General features: G+C 71.9%; 15 protein-coding genes. 8 read left to right on the top strand and 7 right to left on the bottom strand.

What is annotated here, in order from left to right; translation table 11 throughout:
• The first annotated feature begins 76 nt into the window (after positions 1-76).
• The 6 genes from nuoE to nuoH all read left to right on the top strand — a co-directional run bounded on the left by nuoE (position 77) and on the right by nuoH (position 6,579).
• Positions 77-766 carry an NADH-quinone oxidoreductase subunit NuoE gene (gene nuoE / locus ACLII4_RS03960; RefSeq protein ID WP_412069598.1) on the top strand — a complete coding sequence of 230 codons (690 nt, stop codon included), beginning with the start codon at positions 77-79 and terminating at the stop codon, positions 764-766.
• Entirely contained in the window at positions 767-1,582 is an 816-nt protein-coding gene (locus ACLII4_RS03955; RefSeq protein WP_412069597.1) for a hypothetical protein, read from the top strand.
• Positions 1,583-1,589: 7 nt separating this feature from the next.
• A complete protein-coding gene (gene nuoF, locus ACLII4_RS03950) occupies positions 1,590-2,975 on the top strand; it encodes an NADH-quinone oxidoreductase subunit NuoF (protein ID WP_412069596.1) in 1,386 nt (461 codons plus the stop codon).
• Positions 2,976-3,008: 33 nt separating this feature from the next.
• Positions 3,009-3,548 (top strand): DUF4920 domain-containing protein, encoded by a 540-nt coding sequence (locus ACLII4_RS03945; protein WP_412069595.1) that lies wholly within the window; start codon positions 3,009-3,011, stop codon positions 3,546-3,548.
• 31 nt (positions 3,549-3,579) lie between these two features.
• Entirely contained in the window at positions 3,580-5,301 is a 1,722-nt protein-coding gene (locus tag ACLII4_RS03940) for a 2Fe-2S iron-sulfur cluster-binding protein (RefSeq protein WP_412069594.1), read from the top strand.
• Positions 5,302-5,520: 219 nt separating this feature from the next.
• On the top strand, positions 5,521-6,579 hold the full coding sequence (gene nuoH / locus ACLII4_RS03935) for an NADH-quinone oxidoreductase subunit NuoH (protein WP_412069593.1): 1,059 nt from the start codon (positions 5,521-5,523) through the stop codon (positions 6,577-6,579).
• A 128-nt stretch (positions 6,580-6,707) separates the two neighbouring features.
• Here nuoH and ACLII4_RS03930 read toward each other — a convergent pair whose 3' ends face one another.
• Positions 6,708-7,355 carry a hypothetical protein gene (locus tag ACLII4_RS03930; protein ID WP_412069592.1) on the bottom strand — a complete coding sequence of 216 codons (648 nt, stop codon included), beginning with the start codon at positions 7,353-7,355 and terminating at the stop codon, positions 6,708-6,710.
• A gap of 88 nt (positions 7,356-7,443) precedes the next feature.
• Between ACLII4_RS03930 and ACLII4_RS03925 the strand changes: the two genes are divergently transcribed.
• Positions 7,444-8,058: a TetR/AcrR family transcriptional regulator gene (locus ACLII4_RS03925; RefSeq protein ID WP_412069591.1), complete on the top strand. Its 615-nt coding sequence runs from the start codon at positions 7,444-7,446 to the stop codon at positions 8,056-8,058.
• Between the two features lie 36 nt (positions 8,059-8,094).
• Here the strand turns inward: ACLII4_RS03925 and ACLII4_RS03920 are convergent, their stop codons facing one another.
• The 6 genes from ACLII4_RS03920 to ACLII4_RS03895 form a co-directional block, all read right to left on the bottom strand.
• A complete protein-coding gene (locus ACLII4_RS03920) occupies positions 8,095-9,387 on the bottom strand; it encodes an ATP-binding protein (protein ID WP_412069590.1) in 1,293 nt (430 codons plus the stop codon).
• A gap of 65 nt (positions 9,388-9,452) precedes the next feature.
• Positions 9,453-10,640: a hypothetical protein gene (locus ACLII4_RS03915; protein WP_412069589.1), complete on the bottom strand. Its 1,188-nt coding sequence runs from the start codon at positions 10,638-10,640 to the stop codon at positions 9,453-9,455.
• 243 nt (positions 10,641-10,883) lie between these two features.
• Positions 10,884-11,360: a hypothetical protein gene (locus ACLII4_RS03910; protein ID WP_412069588.1), complete on the bottom strand. Its 477-nt coding sequence runs from the start codon at positions 11,358-11,360 to the stop codon at positions 10,884-10,886.
• A gap of 50 nt (positions 11,361-11,410) precedes the next feature.
• A complete protein-coding gene (locus ACLII4_RS03905; protein WP_412069587.1) occupies positions 11,411-14,302 on the bottom strand; it encodes a penicillin-binding protein 1A in 2,892 nt (963 codons plus the stop codon).
• A gap of 124 nt (positions 14,303-14,426) precedes the next feature.
• The gene (locus ACLII4_RS03900) at positions 14,427-15,917 is read right to left on the bottom strand and encodes a sensor histidine kinase (protein ID WP_412069586.1); all 1,491 of its coding nucleotides are present in this window, start codon (positions 15,915-15,917) and stop codon (positions 14,427-14,429) included.
• A 116-nt stretch (positions 15,918-16,033) separates the two neighbouring features.
• Positions 16,034-16,615, bottom strand: coding sequence for an outer membrane beta-barrel protein (locus tag ACLII4_RS03895; RefSeq protein ID WP_412069585.1), 582 nt, complete (start codon positions 16,613-16,615; stop codon positions 16,034-16,036).
• Between the two features lie 293 nt (positions 16,616-16,908).
• On the opposite strand from ACLII4_RS03895, the gene ACLII4_RS03890 reads away from it, so the two are divergent.
• The gene (locus ACLII4_RS03890; protein ID WP_412069584.1) at positions 16,909-17,181 is read left to right on the top strand and encodes a GIY-YIG nuclease family protein; all 273 of its coding nucleotides are present in this window, start codon (positions 16,909-16,911) and stop codon (positions 17,179-17,181) included.
• Positions 17,182-17,276 lie beyond the last annotated feature (95 nt).

Raw genomic sequence — 17,276 nt, 5'->3', positions numbered from 1 at the left:
GAGGCAAGGGCCACGGGGGACGGGGCGGAATGCCTCTCCCCCTTCCCTCTTCCCTCGTCCCCCTTCCCCTTTCAGCATGACTCCCGAAACCCCCGGCCCCTTCGTCTCGCCGTCGCCGCAGTACGTGCCCGGCGTCGCGCCCGAGCGGCACGTCCCCGACGCCGACCTGGTCTGGACCGCCGACGAGCAGGCCCAGATCGACGCCTTCCGCGCCCAGTACCCGACGCCCGACGGCGCCGTGATGAAGACGCTGTGGCTGGCGCAGCGCAAGTTCGACTGGCTCCCGCCGGAGGTCATGAAGCTGGTCGCCGAGACGCTGGGCATCCCGTACGCCAAGGTGTACGGCGTGGCCACGTTCTACACGATGTACTTCAAGGAGAAGAAGGGCGCCTTCGTGCTCGACGTGTGCACCTGCTTCTCGTGCCAGGTCTGCGGCGGCTACGACATGCTGCACTACCTCGAAGACAAGCTGGGCGTGTCGAAGGGCGAGACGACCGACGACGGGCTGTTCACCATCCAGGAGGCCGAGTGCCTCGGGGCGTGCGGCTCGGCGCCGATGCTCCAGGTCACGAACGGCCCCTACGTCCACAACCTGACGCGTGAGAAGATCGACGCGATGGTCGACACGTTGCGCGACGGCAAGGCGCTCCCGTTCGAGTCCGTGACGCTCCCCCAAGACGCCGACGAGATGGGCGGCAACCGCCGGACCGACGCCCAAGCGACCGAGACGTACGTGACCCCGCCCACCTCCGAGACCATCCGCTAAGTGGCCACCGCCCGCCTCGCCGACCGTCAGATCCGGGCCGCCCAGCAGGCGGTCCGCGGGCTCGACGTGCGCGGGCCGGTGTCGCAAGCCCTCGGCAAGACAGGCATCATCGTCCCGGCGGACGACGCGCTGGTGGCCGCCGCCCCAGAGCCGGCGCCCACGCGCAAGCCGGCGCCCCGGGCCTACGGCAAGGCCGCCCCGCGCGTGCTCAAGCCGTTCGCGGAGGCGCCGTGGCCCACGCGCAAGCCGGCGCCCGCCGAGCCCGAACCGCTGACCGGGCTCACCGCCGACGAGCGGCGCGTCCACCGCATCCTGATCGACACGCTCGACATCGCGACCGAGCAGGAACCCAACTCCTTCGGGGGCTTGGGCTTCGCCGACCGCAGGAAGCTGGAGGCCCTCGACCTCGCCTACATCGACGCTCAGCTCGTGGGCGACAAGCGCCGCGACAGCACGCGCCAGACACTCGGCGCCGTCGCGGTCGTCACCTTGATCGTCGCCGCGATCGTGGTCGGCGTGACGGGGAGTTGGGCGGGCGCCCTCGGACTCGCGGCCGGCGCCCTCGGCTTGGGCGGCCCGCTCTTGTTCTCAGGCCGCGGCGGGGCCACGGGCCAGCGCCGTCGGATCCTGCTCGCGCTCCGCGAGCTCGCCCTCCTCGCCCACGCCGACGACGCCACCTCCGACGCGCTCGCCCACGCCGACGCCCTCATCGACCGGCTCGCCGACGCCGACCAGGCGCCCGCCCCGCTCCTCGACCTTCCCGACCGGCACTCCGACGCCGACGCGCCCGCCGCCCGGCAGCGCGTCCGCAGCTAACACCCCCATGGCCGACACCCTCCTCACCGGACAGTCCAAGGCTGGCGACTGGCGCTCGTATGAGCGCGTCATCCTGCCTGCGATCAAGGACCTGCACAAGATCGAGGTCTACGAAGCCGAGGCCGACGGCTACCGCGCGTTGCGCGACGTGCTCGTCGACGGCAAATTCGACCCGACCGGGCTGACCAACGAGGTCAAGGCCTCGGGCCTGCGCGGCCGCGGTGGCGCCGGGTTCTCGACCGGGCTCAAGTGGAGCTTCATGCCGCCCGTCGACCCCGACATCCCGCGGTACCTGTGCTGCAACGGCGACGAGTCCGAGCCGGGCACGTTCAAGGACCGCCAGATCTTCGAGTACAACCCGCACCTGATGATCGAGGGCATCGTGCTGGCGGGCTACGCGATGACCATCAAGACGTGCTACCTCTACATCCGGGGCGAGTACGACGACTACATCACGCACGTCCAGACGGCGGTCGACGAGGCGTACGCGAAGGGCTACCTCGGCAAGAACATCCTGGGGACCGACTTCTCGATGGACCTCGTGGTCCACGCGGGCGCCGGGGCGTACATCTGCGGCGAGGAGACGAGCCTGATGAACTCGGTCGAGGGCCGGCGCGCGTACCCGCGTATCAAGCCGCCCTTCCCGGCCCAGAAGGGCGTCTTCGGGATGCCGACGACGATCAACAACGTCGAGACGCTGGCGGACGTGCCGCTGATCGTCAACCGGGGCGCGGCGTGGTTCGCGGGCATCGGGCCCGAGAAGCACACCGGCCCCGTGCTCTACGGCATCTCGGGCCACGTCAACCGGCCGGGCGTCTACGAGTACCCGACGGGCATGCTGATCTCGGACCTTTTGGAGGTGGCCGGCGGCGCGCGCGGCGGCAAGAAGATCAAGGCCGTCGTCCCGGGCGGCAGCTCCACGCCGCCGCTCACGTGGGAGATGGCGCTGGCGGCGTCGATGGACGCCGAGACGCTGCGCGAGGCGGGCTCGTCGATGGGCACGGCCGGGCTGTGCTTCCTCGATGAGGACACCGACATGGTCTCCTTTACGCGCCGCATCGCGCACTTCTACCACCACGAGTCCTGCGGCCAGTGCACGCCGTGCCGCGACGGGACGGGCTGGATGGAGAAGCTGCTCCACCGCATCGACGACGGCGAGGGCTACACGCGCGACCTCGACCTCTTGCTCGACTTGTGTGACCAGATGGAGGGCCGGACGGTCTGCGCGCTCGCCGACGCCGCCGCGTGGCCCGTCCGCTGGGGCATCCGCCGCTTCCGCGACGAGTTCGAGGCCAAGTGCTTGCGCTCCCTCGTCGCCGTCAGCGCCGATGTCTCGGGCGACGGCGCCAGCATCGAGGCCGACAAGGTCATCACCCCGACCGGCACCCCGTAGTCTCTGACTTTGCGGCTCGCGCCGCCCACTCCGATGAAGCACCTCTCCCTCCTGCTCTGCCTCGCGCTCGTGGCCTGCGCCAGCGACGCGCCCGAGGCGCCCGACGCCCGCCCCGACGCCGACGTGTCCGCGGTCGAGACCGACGGCACGCCGTTCGGCGGGCCTGTTCCCTCCGGCGTCGCGCTCTCGCCCGACGACCTGGCTGCCGACGCCGAGACGTACGCGGGCAAGACCGTCGTCGTCGAGGGCACCGTCCGCGAGGTCTGCCAGCAAGCGGGCTGCTGGCTCACGCTGGCGTCGGCCGACGGCCAGACGATCCGCGTCGAGGTCCCGCGCGACGAGACCGAGAGCTACGTCTACACCTTCCCGAAGGACATCGACGGCCAGACGGTCCGGCTCGCGGGCAGGCTCGCGGTCGAGACCGAGTCGGTCGAGGACCTGCGGCACTACGCCCAGGACGCCGGCGCCTCCGACGCCGAGCTCGACGCCATCACGGCGCCACGGCAGACGCTGGTCCTGACCGCGAGCGGCGCCGAAGTGGCGCCCGCCGCCACCGAGGCCGACCCGGCCTAAGCCCCTCTCAACCGAACGACACGCACACACGATGCCGACAGTCACGATCGACGGGCAGGCCCACGAGGTCGAGCCGGGCCAGAAGGTCCTCCAGCTCTGCCTCAACGAGGGCACCGAAGTCCCCCACTTCTGCTACCACCCGGCGCTCTCCGTCCCGGCCAACTGCCGCCAGTGCCTGGTGAAGGCGGGGACGCCGATGATGGACCGCGAGACGCGCGAGCCCGTCTTGGAGGCCGACGGGTCGCCCAAGATCAACTACTTCCCCAAGCTGATGCCGAGCTGCGCGCTCGACGTCGCCGAGGGGATGGTGGTCCACACCCAGCGGACGTCGACCGAGGTCGCCGAAGCCCAGGCCGACAACCTGGAGATCATGCTGGCGAACCACCCGCTCGACTGCCCGATCTGCGACCAGGCCGGCCAGTGCCCGCTGCAGATCCAGGCCTACAAGTACGGGCCGGAGGGCAGCCGCTTCGAGTTTGAGAAGGTCCACAAGCCCAAGCGCGTCCAGCTCGGGCCGAACGTGATCCTGGACGCGGAGCGCTGCATCAACTGCACGCGCTGCACCCGGTTCACGGCCGAGGTGACGGAGACGCACCAGCTGACGATCATCAACCGGGGCGACAAGAACCACCCGATGACGGCGCCGGGCGAGGTGTTCGACGACGCCTACTCGATGTGCACGACCGACATCTGCCCCGTCGGCGCGCTCACCGAGGACTACTTCCGCTTCCAGGCGCGCGTATGGGAGATGGACAAGACGCCGACCGTCTCCGACTTTGACGGCACGGGCACGAACGTGACGATCTGGACCAAGAACAACCAGGTCCTGCGGATCACGCCGCGCGAGAACCTCGACGTCAACGAGTTCTGGATGCCCGACGCCGGGCGCTTGGTCTACAAGACGTACAACGAGGACCGCGCGTCGGGCCCCCGCATCGGGACCTCCGCCGTCACGTGGGAGGCCGCCGCCGCCGAGGCCGGGCGCCTGCTGGCGGACGCCGGCTCGAATGTCCTCTTCCTGGGCTCCGCGTTCGCGACCGTCGAGGACAACGACCTGCTGATGCGGCTCGCGAGCGCCGTCGGCGCCGACGCCCCGCGCTTTATCGACCACCGCGGCACGCGCGACGGCGACGACTTCCTCGCCTCCTCCGACCCCGCCCCGAACACGACCGGCTGCCTGCGCTTGGGCATGCACACCGTCGACCCCGCCCTGCTGGCGTCGGCCGTCGCGAGCGCCGACCTGGTCTACATCCTGCAGGATGACCCCGTGGCCGCCGGCGCGCTGAGCGCCGCCGACCTCGACGGCACGCCCGTCGTGCTCCACTCGACCCACACGACGGCGCAGACGCCCGCCAGCGTCACGCTGCCGATCGCGATGTCGGTCGAGACGATCGGCACCTACGTCAACGAGACTGGCCGGGCGCAGCTGCTCCGCCCGGCCAAGATGGTCCGCGCCATGAACCGATCCCTCCTGATGGCGATGGGCACGGGCGTCGGCCGCCAGGCGAATGTTGGCACGCCGTTCGACCGCTGGCACGACGAGGACAACAAGGTCGACTGCCTGCCCGGCTGGGCCGTGATCCCGCAGGTCGCCAAGGCCGTCGGCGTCGACCTCCCGGTCGTCTCGCCCGCCAAGCTGATGGCCGAGATCGCCGACCGCCCGGCGTTTGCCGGCGCCACGCACGGCGCGATGGCGACGCTCGGCGTCCCGCTCGAGACCGCCGACGCCGAGTCCCCGCAGATCACCGCCTAGCACCCCCGCCTGGCGCCTGCGCCAGCGGACGCCCACTCACCCCACCCTGTCAGCCTGAGCGAGCGATGCGAGCCGAAGGATCTCAGCCGGGCACCGCGCTCGGCCACGCTCCCAGCGGCTCTGCTCGTCGGAGATCCCTCGACTTCGGGCTTCGCCCTCCGCTCGGGATGACACTCAACGGGAAGCGCTCGTAGCCTTCCGCCCCGTACCCCGCCTCGTATGGACGTCCTCGTCGCCGTCTGGGAAGTGCTCGATCTGCCGATCGTCATCTTCCTGCTTCTCAACGTCTTCCTCATCACGGCCTCCCTGCTGGTCTACGCCGAGCGGAAGGTGTCCGCCTTCATCCAAGAGCGGAACGGGCCGGACCGCGTCGGCCCGGCCGGCATCCTGCAGTCCTTCGCCGACGTGTTCAAGCTGATGTTCAAGGAGAACATCGTCCCGGCGCAGGGCAACCCGTTCATCCACAGCTTGGCGCCGGTGCTGATGGTGGTGATTGCGATGAGCACGGGCGCGCTGATCCCCTGGGCGCGGACACCGGGCGGCGAGCCTCTCGCGGTGGCCCCGATCGGCGTCGGCCTCCTCGTGGTGCTCGCGCTGACGTCGGTGACGGTCTACGGCGTGACGCTGGCGGGCTGGTCGTCGAACTCGAAGTACTCGCTGCTGGGCGGCCTGCGGTCGTCGGCCCAGATGATCTCGTACGAGCTGGCGATGGGCGCCGCCGCGCTGTCCGTCGTGCTCTACGCCGGGTCGCTCGACCTCTTCGACATCGTCGAGAACCAGAACCACCCGGTCGCGGGCATCTTCGCGTGGAACCTGTTCCGCAACCCGGTCGGGTTCGTCGTCTTCAGCGTCTGCGCGCTGGCGGAGACCAACCGTGCTCCATTCGACTTGCCGGAGGCCGAGCAGGAGTTGGTCGGTGGCTACCACACGGAGTACTCGGGGATGAAGTTCGGGATGTTCTTCCTGGCCGAGTACGTCAACCTGTGGATCGCGTCGCTGCTGATCGTGACGCTCTTCCTGGGCGGCTACCTGCTCCCCTGGGAGGCCCTCTATGCCGACGCCCTCCCGGGCCTCCTGCTGACGCTGCTCCAGGTCGGCTTCTTCGTGGCCAAGGTCTCGTTCATCGCCTTCTGCTTCATCTGGATTCGCTGGACGCTGCCGCGCTTCAAGTACAACCAGCTGATGAACCTGGGCTGGAAGTACATGCTGCCGATCTCGATCGCGAACATCGTAGTGATCGCATTTCTGGTGGCCATCTACCAGCTGTTCATCGGCTAGCGCCACCGGCCGGACCGATCTCGCGGGGGCGTCTCTTTGGAGGCGCCCCCGCTTTATTTGAAGAGCTCAGGGTGGCGGACAGGGTCCCGAAGCGGAGCCCCTCAGCCGTGCGGCACGTCCACGCTCGCTCAGCCGGTCGGGCCGAGGCCGGGCCAGAGGTCACGCTCCACGTCCTCCCACGAGAGCCCGGCGTCGGCATCGAAGAGGGAGCGATCGGTGCGGGCGAGGAGGGCGACCGCGGCGCCCGCCAGTGCGACCGCGACGGCAACCGGGCGGGTCCAAGCACGTCGGCGGACGGTAGCCCAGACCGAGCCGGGCCCGGGCGCGCCATCTGCAGCGAGCGTCGGCACCACGTGCAGCTCGCGCAAGCGGGGGCACTCGTCGGCAAAGTCTTGGAGGTGGCCGCTCGCGATCTCTTGGGGCGAGGCGACGCCCCAGATCTGGCCGACGGTGTCGAGCAGGCGCCACGCGCGCCGGTGCAGGCCGAGCCCGGGCTGGGACGCCGACCCCTCGAAGAGGCGGACGCGGTCGGTGCCGCCGGCGGCGGAGACGTGCCGGATCGCCTCCGCCCACTGCTCGCGCGTCACGACACATGCGATCATCCCGCCGTCCGTCGCCAGCAGCCGCTCCACGACCTCGACGGCTTGCGGCGCGGGGTAGCCGACGACGAGGACGATCGGCTGGGGACGTAGAGCGCGCAGGTGCGAGCCGGATACGGAGGGGATCGGGCCGGAGTGGCCGTCACCGGCGGACAGGGTAGAACGAGAGAGGTCCATGGGACGGGGGGCGCCGCAGACTGAGCGGTCGCTCAATGAGCATAGCGTACATTGAGCGCGTGGTCAACACACACCCCGAGAAAAGACGATGCCCGGTCCCAAAGCCCCCGAAGACCAGCGCCGCGACGAGTTGCTGGCGGCCGCCTACCGCGTGGCCGCTCGCGACCGCCTGGGCGGGCTGACGACGCGCGCCGTCGCCAAGGAGGCCGGCGTCAGCAACGGGCTCGTCTTTTTCCACTTCGGCTCGCGCGAGGGCCTGGTGCTGGCCCTCCTCGACCGCCTCCTGGCCACGACGGTGCTTGCGCCCGGGACCTCCGGCTCCGACGACGTGTCGCCGGTGCTGCACCTTCTCTACACCATCGAACGCGACGTGGAGGGGCTGCCCGGCAACCGCGACCGCGTCGCGCTGATGATCGATTTCTGGGTGATGGGCACCCAGCATCCCGACGTACGCCTCAAGATCCGGAAGGCCCTCGACGACTACCGCGAGGCCTACGTCCCGCTCACGGCCGCCGCCATCGCGAGCGAGCCCGGGCGCTACCCCGGCGTCACGCCCGAGTCGCTCGCGGCCGTCGCGACGGGCTTTATCGAGGGGTGCGCGCTCCAGGTGGTGATGGACCCCGAACGGTTCGACGTGCCGGCGTATCTGTCCACGTTGCGCGCGCTCGTGCTCTACGACGCGGCCCCGACGGACGCCGCCTGACACGCCGCGAGCCGCCGGCCTCGGTCGGGGCTGCCGTCAGGCCGGGAGCGTGACCGTGAACGTCGTGCCCTCGCCTTCGGCGCTCTCGACCGCCAGCGCGCCCCGGTGGCCGAGCGCCACGATGTCGTGCGAGAGCGAAAGGCCCAGGCCGGTCCCTTGCCCCGCCGGCTTGGTCGTGAAGAACGGTTCGAAGACGCGCGCCCGGACCGCCTCCGGCATCCCTGTGCCCGTGTCGGCGACCCGGATCTCGACGCCGTCGGCGGTGCGCCGCGTCGAGACCGTGACGGTCGCCGTCTCGTGGCCCGTCCCCGCCTCGCGCCACTGGCGGACCGCGTCGAGGGCGTTGCCGACCAGGTTGACGACCACGCGCCCGATCTCTTGGGGCACCATCTCGACCTCGCCCACGTCGGGGCCGAGGTCGAGGAGCGGGGCGATGCCCACGGTCGGGTGCCGAACACGCGCGGCGTGCGCGGCGTGGCCCGTGTACTCGCGCACGAGCGCGTTGAGGTCGACGGCGCGGCGCTGGCCGCTGCCGCTCCGGGCGTGGTCCATCATCGCGCGCACGATGCCGTCGGCGCGGCGGCCGTGCTGCTCGATCTTCTCGACGTTGAGTCGGAGGTCGCCCAGGATCGCCGCCCGCTCGTCGGGGTCGGCCTCGCCGCCGAGCTCGTCGATCAGCTCTTGGGAGAGGCTGGCGAAGTTGGTGACGAAGTTGAGCGGGTTCTTGATCTCGTGGGCGATGCCCGCCGTGAGCGCGCCGAGCGAGGCCATCTTCTCCTGCTGCACGAGCTGGGCCTGCGCCGCCTTCAGCTCCGCCAGCGACGCGTCGAGCTCGGCGGTGCGGCGCGCCACCTCGGCCTCGAGCTGGCGCGTGCGCTCGCTCAGCAGGTCGCCCATCGTCCCGCCCTCGGGCTGCATCACGTCGGGGACGGAGAAGTGGAAGTGCACCAAGCGCCAGCGCCCCTCTTGCCGATCGAGCGCGAACGTGAAGCGGGGCGTCTCCACGACCGTCTCGTCGCCGACCTCGATCGTCACCGCCAGCTCGCCGACGGCGATGGCCGCCGTCGAATGCAGCACGTGGACCGTCGTCCACGGGACGTCGAGCGTGAACGGGTACGACATGCCCGCGTGTTCGCGCAGGACCATCGCCCGCAGCTCGTCGCGGCTCGCGTAGAAGTCGCCGGGCCCGGTCCCATAACCCGTGAAGCGGTCGCGGACCGCCGCCATGAAGCGCTCCGTCGCCTCGGGCGACGGGTCCACCCAGTCGAGCAAGAGGGCGCGGACCGCATCGCGGATCTCGGTCTCGGCGTCTCGGGGGGTCGGGTCCATCGAGCGTCTCCAGGTCGTGACGTCCCCATCAACGGATTGAGCGCCCCGAGGCTCCCGGCGCGGGATCAGTCCAGCGGCACGAACAGCACGAGCGGCGCGCTCGCCTCCGCCGGGTCGAAGGCGCCGTCGGCGCCGAGGAGCGGCCACACGGCGTTCGCGAGCACCAGCAGCCCGCCGGGCGCGAGGGCGACGTGCGTGGGCTCGCCCAGCCGTGGGTCGTTCGCCAGCACCGAGCGGACGCGCAGCCCGTCGAGGTCGATGCGCACGATGCGGAACGGCGAGAGCCCGTTCTGGACGCCGTACAGCGTGTCGCCGTCGGCCACCAGCCCGTCCACCCCGAGGACGCCCTCGGCCGCCAGACCCGTCCGCTCGCCCGTCGCCAAGTCGACGCGGTGGAGGCCCGTCGAGTAGTCGGCGACGACGAGTGCGCGACCGCCGTCGACCAGCGCCAGCCCCTGCGGCGACGGCAGCACGCCGGGCGCAACGAGTACGGTCACGTCCCGGTCGGCGAGCCGGGCGACAGCCCCGGAGGCCGTGCTGGCGTAGACCGCGCCGTCCGGGCCGAGCGCGAGGTCGCCGGTCACCGAGCGCGCGGCGTCGACCGCCACGAGGTCGACGGCGAGGGCGCCCGTGTCGAGGTCGACCGCCATGAGGCCGCCGTGCTCGCCGTCGGCGTCCGCGACGCCCACCCACAGGCGGCGGCGGGCCGGGTCGGCAGCGAGGCCACGGAACGAGGCGCTGTCGCGCCGGGCGAACACCCGCCCGACGCCGCCCTCCACGACGACGATCTCGCCGCGGCGCATGCTGCTCACGAATACCCGGCCGCCGTCGAGCGCCACGCCTTCGGGCCCGAACGACGGGTCGGCCCAGACCGCCGCCGTGTCGGCCCGACCGATCGGCTGGCGGTTGGCGTCGAACGCCGCGCGGACGGCGTCGGGCACAGGCGCCAGCACGGCGCCCAGCGCGTCCTCGTCGACGACGACGCCAAGCCCCGCCAAGCGGAGCAGCGCGGCGCGCGCCGCGCGCGAGTCGCCCGACGCCGCGTAGGCGCGAGCGAGCGTGTAGAGGTACGTCGCCTGCCCCGGCCGGAGCGCGACGGCCGCCTCGAAGCCCGGCACGGCCTCCTCCCATCGCTCGGCCTCGGCGGCGGCGCGGGCGGCGGCAAACGCGGCCCCGCCCGCCTCGGCCCGCTCGCGCGGTGTCTGAGCGACGGCGGTCGTGGAGAGGACGAGGACGAGGAGGGCGAGGCGCACGGCGACGACGGAGGCGAGCCCCAAGAGTCGCGCCGTCCGCGGCGACCGGCAAGGCGGAACGCGGGGGCTCTCGCCTCAGGGGTAGGGTTGCGCCAAGTCCCAAGCGTCGGGTGCGGCTGGCGGCTTCCGGAGGGGACCGTCTTCCTCCTGGACAACGCGAAGCATCGGCATAGCCAAGAGGAACGAAGGGCGCGCTCACCAAGGCCCATTCTTGCCGCACGCCTTGAGCTACCGAAGGGTGCTTTAGTTGTCGTCCCAGTCGTCGTCGTCATCGTCGCGGTCGTCATCCCGATCGCGGTCGCGCGAGCGGTACCGGTCGTCGGAGGCGAAGCGGCGGACGAAGCGGCGGTAGTCGTCGCGCTGGCGGCGGCCGAGGATCCGCTCGATGTCGCGGTCGGCGTCGCGCCAGAACCGCTCGACCTCCGACGAGGCCCGGGCGCGGCGAGGGAAGGGGTACGCGTCGACGCCGTAGCGGCCGCGCGTGGTGGCGCGGGAGGCGCGGTCTTCGAGCAGATTGGAGATCCGGTCCGCCTGCTGGCGGTCGAGGTCGACGGCCCGGTCCACGTCGCGGACGTAGTCGTCGACGTCGCGACGGACGTCGTCGTAGCGGCGGCTGTCGGTGGGAACGCCGTAGCGCTCGGCCTGGCGGTAGAGGTCGTCGATGACCGTGCCGCAGCCGGCGATGGACAGCGCCAGCACGGCGAGAAGGAAGGAACGCATCGGGGTCTGTGGTGGGGCCCCTCCAGCCGCCGCTCCGGTCGGTCCGGTCACTACCAGCCGATGCGGCCGCCCTCGCCGTCGCGCGGCCCGTCGACCGGCGCCTCCTCCATCGGCGCCATCTCGAACTCGTCGTCGGGGTCCACCTCGTCGGGTTCGTCGGCGAAGAACCGGTCGTCGAGGCCGAGGTCACGCGCCTCCCGAGCGAGTTCGCGCTCGATCTCGCGAGCCGCTTGGTCGATGGCACGGTCGCGGGCGGCGCGGGCGCGCTCGGCCCATCCCCGGCCTCCGGCGCCGTCTTCGAGCTCCCGCTGGGCGTCGGCGACGGCGTCGCGGGCGGCCTGTCGCAAGCGCGGGTCGTCGATGCGGTTGATCTCCTCCCACGCCCGCTCCAGCCAACGCGCGTTCTGGTCCTCGACCCCGCCCGCGAGCCACTCGTCCAGTTCGTCCCCGACGCGGCGCTCGCGGTCCTGCCGGCGGTCGCGGCGGTCGTCGGGCTCGGCGCCCCGTCCCGGCGTGCGCGGCCCGTAGCCGTCCGGGAGGTCCGCGTCGTCGCGGCCGAAGACGCGGTCGCCCACGCCGCCGACCCAGTCCGAGAACCGCTCCCAGACGCTCGGCCCGGCCTCCTCGGCCTCGTCCGGTGTGGGGAAGCTCTGCCGCGTGTCCACGAGCCCGTCCCGCTGCAGACCCCGGTTGAGATCGCCAACGACGCGCAGCGCGTTGTGCCCGCCCTGGCCCCAGTACGACGACCGGAACGTCACGCGGGGGTCGTCGAAGCCCACCCAAGCGCCCACCACGAGGTCGGGGCGCATGAGCAAAAACCAGCCGTCGGCGCCGTCTTGCGTCGTGCCGGTCTTGCCCGCCAAGTCGCCGCGCGCGCCGAACGCCGTGCGAACCTGGGTGCCCGTGCCCCGGTCGACGACGCCGCGCATCATGTCGACGAGCGTGACGGCCACGTCGGAGTCGAGCGCGCGGCGCTCCTCGGGCGCGAACCGGGCGATCTCGTTGCCGTCGCGATCGGTGATGTGGGTGACGACGACGGGCGGGCGGCGGATGCCCCCGGACGCCAGCGTCGCGTACGCGCCGGCCATCTCCAGCAGCGACACCTCGCTGGTGCCGAGCGCGAGCGACGGGACGGCCTCCAGCTCGCTCTCGATGCCCATTCGGTGCGCGGTCCGTGCCAGGTCCCGGGCGCCGACCTCCTCGACGAGCCGCGCGGCGATCGTGTTCTTGGAGTATGCCAGCCCGTCGCGCAGCGTCACCTCCTGGCCCGACGTCGTCCCGCTGGCGTTGGTGGGCTGCCAGATCACGCCGTCGTCCATCTCGATGGCCACGTCGGAATCGGGCAGCGTGTCCGTCGGGCGGAAGCCCTCTTCGAGCGCGCGGGCGTAGAGGAAGGGCTTGAACGTAGAGCCCGGCTGGCGGCGCGCACGAGCGACGTGGTCGTAGGCGGAGCGCTGGAAGTCGCGGCTGCCGACCCAGACCTTGACCGCACCCGTCTCCGGGTCGACGGCCGTCATCGCCACCTCCAGCCGCATCTTGACGGCGCGGACGGAGTCGCGGAAGGCGCGGATCTCGAGCAGGCTGTCGGCGATGGCCTCGCCGTCGCGGCCGCTCGCCGTGGCGCGGCGGTACGCGTCGGAGTCGCGCGCGAAGGCGCGAGCGGTCGACTTGCGCAACGTCCAGAACCGCTCGAAGGGCTCGGTCTGGCGCGCGGCCGAGTAGTACGGCGCCGTCGTGGTGCCCAAGCGGCCGGCGCTGGCCCGGCCCCACTCCACGTCCGCGACCGTCTGGAGCGCATCGCCAAACTTCCGGGCGGACTCGGCCGCGAGCTGCTGCATCCGCCAGTCGAGCGTCGTGTGGATGGTGAGCCCGTCGCCGTACAGGCTGACCCCCTCGCGCTCGGCCCAGTCTTCGAGCCGCACCCGGACGTGCTCGGTAAAGTGCGGCGCGCGGCTGGTCTGCATCGGCTGGCGCTCGAACCGCAGGCCCATCGGCTCGCCCTTGAGGCGCTCCGCCTCGGCCGCGTCGAGGTCGCCGTAGCGGACCTGCTGGCCGAGCACGATGTTGCGCCGCGCGAGGGCTCGCTCCGGGTTGCGGCGCGGGTTGTACGACGAGGTCCCCTTGAGCATCCCCACCAGCGTCGACGCCTGGAGCCGGTCGAGGCGGCCCGCGTCGGTCGAGAAGTAGGTCCGCGCGGCCATCTCGATGCCGTGCGCGTTGTAGAGGAACGGGACCGTGTTGAGGTACAGCTCCAGGATCTCGTCCTTGGTGTAGACGCGTTCGATCTTGCGCGCCGTGATGCCCTCCTTGAGCTTGCGCGTGATCGACGACGCGTTCCCGATCTCGTCGGGGAAGAGGTTCCGCGCGAGCTGCTGAGTGAGCGTCGAGGCGCCGCGCAGCCCGTCGCCGGTGAGCGCGCCCGCGGCGACGGCCGCCCACCCGTAGAGGTCGATGCCGCCGTGACTGTAGAACCGGCGGTCCTCGGTCGCCACGAGCGCCTCGACGACGGCCGGCGAGATCTCGTCGAGCGAGCGCCACTCGCGGTTGCGGCGCGCGAACCGCGTCAGCGTCACGCCGTCGGCCGAGAGGACGGTCGCGGGGTCCACCTCGCGGGCGTTGCGCAGGTCGGAGACGCTCGGCGTGAAGGGCCACAGCAGGACCGTGTAGCCGATGAGCAGCACGGCGACCGCCGTGGCGAACACGACGCCCGCACCGGCCAGCCCGCCGGCCGCCCACAGCACGCGCGTCGAGCGTGGGGTCTCCTCATCGCGGACGTTCGTCCAGACGAGCTGAGCGCCCGTGCGCAAGCGCGTCCACAGCCAGACCGCGAACCGCTTCACCTGTGTCCACAGCCACGTCCGCGCGCGCCGCCAGCGGGGCTCGGCGCTGGCGGGCGTCGGCGGCGGTGTCGGGGCGGGCGAGGGAGGGGTGGGCTCGGACATGGGAGACGACGGGAGCGGCGCGGCCTACGCGCGGCAGACGCTCTGGGATGCGCGCCTCTCAACGCGCCGCCCACCGCAGTGGTGCGCACCGACCGGGCCCGACGTGAGCCCACGGGCCCCGGCGTCACATGCTCACCAACGGGTCGGCAGGCCACGAGTCCATCGCCTCGGCATAGTTGATCGGCACACGCGTTGGCGCGCGCGACGCGCGCGCCGAGGGCGAGACGGTAGCGGCGGGGAGCGGCGGCGGCGGCGGAGCGGCCGGCCGATCCACGGCCGGGAGCACCAGCCGAACCGTCGTGCCTTCGCCGACCGTGCTCTCAATGGCGAGCGTGCCCCCCATCGAGATCGCCAATCGGTGGGCGATGGTGAGCCCGAGCCCGAGCCCCTCGTGGGTCCGGGCGTCGCCCTCCGAGGCTTGCGCGAACGGCTCCAGCGCGCGGTCGACGAACCCGGGGTCCATCCCGATCCCCGTGTCCGAGACGGCCACCGCGATGCCGTTTGGCGACGGCCCCACGCTGACCACCACGGCGCCTCTCTCGGTGAACCGGACGGCGTTGTCGAGCAGCAGATCCACCAGCCGACGGAGCGCAGAGCACGAGGCGAGGGCCTCCACCCCTCCGCCCCCGTCATTGACGACCACCTCGAGACCCCTTGCCCCGGCCGCGCCGCGCACGGCCGCGACGGCCTCGCGCACGACGGGCGACACGTCGACGGGCTCCAGCAGCGGAGCCTCGCGGCTCTCAGTTTCCATCAGGTCGAGGACGCCGCTGAGTGTGGTGAGCAAGCGCCGCGCGCCCCGGTCGATGGAGGCGAGCACCTCGCGGTCCACGTCGGCCGCTTCCATCTCCAGCACCTCGATCCCGCTGATGACAGCCGTGAGCGGCGTCCGGAACTCGTGGCTGAGGTTGGCGAGCAGCACGTCCTTGGCGCGGCTGGCGGCCTCGGCGCGGTCCTGCGCCAGGCGCCGGGCGGCGAGCTCGCGGCGGAGGTCGGCGTTCACCACATGGAGCCGGGCAGCCAGCGCGCGAGCGCGCGCCAGCAACGGCCCCTCGTAGAGCCAGGCGAACGTCGCGACGACCCCGGCGGCGGCGATCACGTTGGCCATGTGGTAGCGCTGCGCGAACTCGGCCGACATCAGATCCGGGAAGACGTACCCCGTCTCGGCCAGCAACAGCACCCCCACCCCGCCCACAATCGCGGAGCCCACCGACACCAGCGCCAGCCGCGCGCCCCCCACCAGCGCCGCGAACAGCGGCGAGGCCACAAACCACAGGAAGGCCACGTCCTGAACGCCTCGGTCCAGCACGGCCGACCACGCCAACCCACACTGAAGCAGAATGATCAGCCCGGCCCCCAGCAGCGTCAGCGACACGCCTCGACGCAGCAGGAACGGGAACGCCAGCACCGGCAGCAGCAGCCCCGCCAACGGCAGCGCGGTCCCCAGCCCCACGTCCGACGACGACGCGTACAGCGCCAGCACGACGGCGATCGCCGACGCGATCGCGCCGGACCCGGCGACGAAGAACCGGGCCCGGACGCGCTCGATCGGGTCCCCGCCGGGGGGCAGAAACCCGTCGAGGACGGACGAGGCGAAGGCGAGCGAGGAGCGCACGGCAGAAGAGGGATCACGGGACCTATCGATGCCCGCCCGGGCTTCCAAAGCCCACGACTCATGTCCTCCCCGGCCCCGGGGTTTTCCCCAGCCCCTCCGGGCCGCGCGCGGACGGCCTAGCGAAAGGGGTAGGCCGTCAGCCCGACCGTCACCCGCGACTCGACGAAGTCCAGCTCCTCGTCGCGCACGTCGACCGTCACCCGGCCGAACTCGACCTCGTCGAACCGGCCGGCGCCGACGTGGAGCTCGGCGCCCAGCGCGAGCGTCGGGTTGAGGTACACCAGCACCCCCCCGCCGACGGCCAAGCCGCCGCCCCGCACCTCGAAGTCGGTCTCGTCGTCGCGCGCGGTGACGCCGCGGAGCGCAAGGTCGAGGACCGGCCGGACCCGACGGCCGTCTCGGAACGTGAACCGGGCGCCGACCTCCCCGCCACTCAGGTCGTAGTCGTCCGTCCCGCGCGAGCCGTCGAGCCGGGCGCCCGTGGCGCCGACGTAGAGCGTGACCAGCGGCGAGACGCCGTAGCCCGCGCGCAACGCCAACACGCCGCCCTCGTCGGTGTCGTCGAAGTCGTCGCCGTCGTAGGCGATGCTCTGGCCGCCCACGCCGACGTGGAGGTAGAGCCCCTGGGAGTTGGACTGGGCCGTCGCGGCGGGCGCGAGCAGGACGGCGGCGAGGAGGGCGAGGAGCGAGAGACGCATGACGGGAGGAGGGGAGTGTGTCGAGAGCACGACGCGGCGCGGTGTGCGGGGGTTACAGACGGCCTGCTGGCGCGAGCGCCTCTGCTCGCAGGCCGCAAGGCTTGTCTCCCCTGGCACCTCGTCGCGCTCGCGCGTGCTGCAGATCCCACCCATCACCCTGTATTCCTGAGCTTGCGAAGGATCTCGGCGCGAGACGTTCGTCGTAGGCTCCGGTCCGGACGACCTCCGCCGTCGGCGTTGAGATCCTTCACTGCGTTCAGGATGACATGGGTGGCAGGTCGCGATCGTACGGGGTGCACATCCTCGCCAGCCGGACCCGAGTGCTCTACGTCGGCGTCATGAACGACCTCACGCGGCGGCTGGCGGAGCACCGGGCCGGGACCGCTGGCGCGTTCACGACGCGGTACCAAGTCGACCGCTTGGTCTACTTCGAGGATCACGCCAGTATCCGCGGCGCCATCGCTCGCGAGAAGTCGATGAAAGGGTGGTTGCGCACACGGGAGGTGGCGCTGATCGAGTCGGCCAATCCCGAGTGGGTGGACCTGGGAGCCGCTGGCGAGAGCTGACACGCTGGCGGCGGACACGAGGGGTGCGCCGGGGGATCGAACGCGGCGGCGCCCCGTAGCTTGGCGCTCCCTCCCCTCCCCCGCCCGTCATGGCC

Origin of the sequence: Rubrivirga aquatilis (genome assembly GCF_046845665.1) — a bacterium.
GTDB lineage: Bacteria > Bacteroidota > Rhodothermia > Rhodothermales > Rubricoccaceae > Rubrivirga.
This window is presented reverse-complemented; position numbering and strand designations above follow the sequence as displayed.